Annotated in this window: 1 protein-coding gene and 1 pseudogene; both read right to left on the bottom strand. The window is 76.4% G+C overall.

The genetic code is table 11. From position 1 onward, the window contains the following. Positions 1-34 precede the first annotated feature (34 nt). Positions 35-1,273, bottom strand: a pseudogene (locus tag GPJ59_RS35455) (hypothetical protein); the annotation flags it as partial. An 87-nt stretch (positions 1,274-1,360) separates the two neighbouring features. Further along, the gene (locus GPJ59_RS35450; RefSeq protein WP_219672224.1) at positions 1,361-2,266 is read right to left on the bottom strand and encodes a hypothetical protein; all 906 of its coding nucleotides are present in this window, start codon (positions 2,264-2,266) and stop codon (positions 1,361-1,363) included. Positions 2,267-2,512 lie beyond the last annotated feature (246 nt).

Raw genomic sequence — 2,512 nt, 5'->3', positions numbered from 1 at the left:
AGCGACGGCAGCGTCAGATGTGTAGACGAGACCGGCGCAGCACCGACTCGGCCGCCTGCCAGGCGGAGTGCAGCGTGCGGGCCTCCAGCAGCTCGCGGCGCTGGGCCGCGGCCGCCTTGTCGGCCACGGTCAGGGCCAGCGAGGCGTGCCGGTAGGCGAGTTCGGCGGCGATGAGGGCGCTGCGCCCGCGCGCGGACTCGGCGGCCGTGACCTCGTGGGCGGCGCCGGTGACGCGCTGGGCGAGGTCGGCGGCCCGGCCGCGCTCGTCCGCCGCGCGGGCGGACAGCCGGCGGGCCAGGGTGCGGGTGCGGCGCTCGGCGCCGGCGTGGACGTCGCGGGCCCGGGACCGGGTCTCTGCCGCCTCCACGATCCGGTTCAGCAGGTCGACGGAGCCGGCGGTGAAGTCCCGTTCGGCCATCAGCTCGGAGCGGCGGCCCAGCTTGTTGCCGAAGCCGTGGACCAGGTCGGCGAGGCCGTCGGTGTCGCGGGTGTCGGTGACCGCGCGCAGCAGCAGGTCGGTGAAGTCGGAGTCCTTCTTGACCGCGAAGAGGCCGGCGGCCTCGCCCTCGTCGGCGTTCATCTCGCGCTGGTAGCGGAAGAGTTCGGGGTCCAGGCCCAGCTCGCCGAGGTGCTCGTTCCAGCGGTCGTGGATCTCCTCCCAGTACACCTCCAGGTGCGGGTAGGCCTTGCCCGCGTCCGTGAGGGCGTCGCGGAAGCCCTTCATGGTGCGGCGGCGGCCCTGCGCGCCCGAGGCGCCCTCGACGGGCGGGCGTACGGCGGTGGACTCGGCCACCGGCAGGTTGTCCAGGCTCAGGCCGGGCCCGGGGCGGAAGGAGTACCAGGCCTCGGCGAACTTCCGCGGGTCGTTGGAGACCTGGCGGCCGCGCCACTCGCTGACCTTGCCGACGACCACGCACTCGCCGGTCAGGGTGTGCTGCCACTCCAGGGCGACGTGCCCGCAGTCGTCGGCGAGCAGGAACTTGCGCAGCACGCCGGAGCTGGCGCCGCCGAGGGTGTTGCGGTGGCCGGGCAGCATGACCGAGAAGATCAGCTTGAGCAGGACGGACTTGCCGCCGCCGTTCTCCAGGAAGAGCACGCCGGCGGGCGCGGGCCGGCGCGGCGGGCCGGAGGGCTCCTCCTCGAAGAACTCCGCCTGGGCGGGTGCCGGGTTCGGCACCGGCGCGCCGACTCCGCGCAGGTCGAGCACGGTGTCGGCGTAGCGTGCGCCGGCGGGCCCGATGGAGTAGAGGCGGATCCGGGACAGCTCGTACATGGCGGCGGACTCTCGTGGGTTGTGCGTACGTGAGGGACGGCGGGGCGGGGCGGCCGGCGGGGCCGGGGACCGGGCGGGGGGGGCGGGTCAGGCGTGGAACGGCAGGCCCGCGTCGGCCACCAGGTCCAGGTCGTCGCCCTCGGGCGGCGGCAGCAGGCTGGCGGAGCCGTCGCTGACCGGGACCACGCCCAGCTCCAGCAGCTCGGCCATGGCGGCGCTGCCCGCCATGTCGCGGACCTGGAGCTGGTAGCGCGGGGTCGTCCGGTACGCGCCGCCGGCGTCGTCGCCGGTGCGCTGCAGGAAGCCGGAGTCGGTGAGGAAGGCGACCGCCTTGCCGACGATGCCGGTGGTGGAGCCGGCCAGCCGACGGGCGTCCTTGGTGGCGCCGGTCGCGCTGCGGCGGGCGTAGACGCGCCAGGCGGCCTCCAGGCCCGGGGCGTCGCTGGCCGGGTCGGTGTTCTCGCCCTGCTCCTCGGCGCGTTCCTCCAGGCGGCGGCAGGTCTGCCGGACGAAGGAGTCGACGCCGTTGACGGTGATCCGGCCGATGTAGCCGTCGTCGGCGAGGTCCTCGGGGCGGGGGAAGGCGAGCGCGGCGACGGCGAGGTGGGCCAGGCCGTGCAGGAAGCGGTCGGCGGAGTCGGCGGCCGTGCGGCGCGCGTAGTCGCCCATGCGGACGGCGAAGACGGAGTCCTCGCCGGCGGCGACGGCCATGCCGGCCCGGGTGGAGACCTCCAGGACGACCAGGCCGAGGCCGGTGGCGACGGCATCGGCGAGCCGGGCGAAGCCGGGGTCCTCGCGGTAGCGGCGCAGCAGCTCGGCGTACTCGGCGTCGCGGGCGGGCAGCAGCTTGGGCTGGAGCCCGTACGCGACGAGCCGGGCCGCGTCGGCGGCGTCCGCGGGGGTGGCCCCGGTGGTCGGGATACCCGGGGCGGCCGGAGCCGACGGCTCGTCGGGCTCGCTCCACGCGGGGTACTCGGCGTGGGTCTCGCTCACGGCTGGGGCTCCTTGACGGTGTGACGGCTGCGGCTGCTGCCCGGAGGGACGGTGACGCTCCGCAGGGCGGTAGTGGGGGTGGCGTGCCACGGGGTTGCGGGGCTACGGCCTCGCCCGGCGCGCCGCGCAACGGCGGGAGGCGAACCGGCCACCGGCACACCGGGCCGCACAACGCGGGGCCTCGCGGGCCCCGGGGCGGTGGCCGGCAGGGACACGGTGGCGGCCGGGCCGGGCGCGACAGCGGCC

Origin of the sequence: Streptomyces bambusae, from assembly GCF_019400985.1 — a bacterium.
Lineage (GTDB): Bacteria > Actinomycetota > Actinomycetes > Streptomycetales > Streptomycetaceae > Streptomyces > Streptomyces bambusae_A.
The sequence above is the reverse complement of the archived record's forward strand: the minus strand, read 5'-3'. Positions and strand labels throughout refer to the sequence as shown.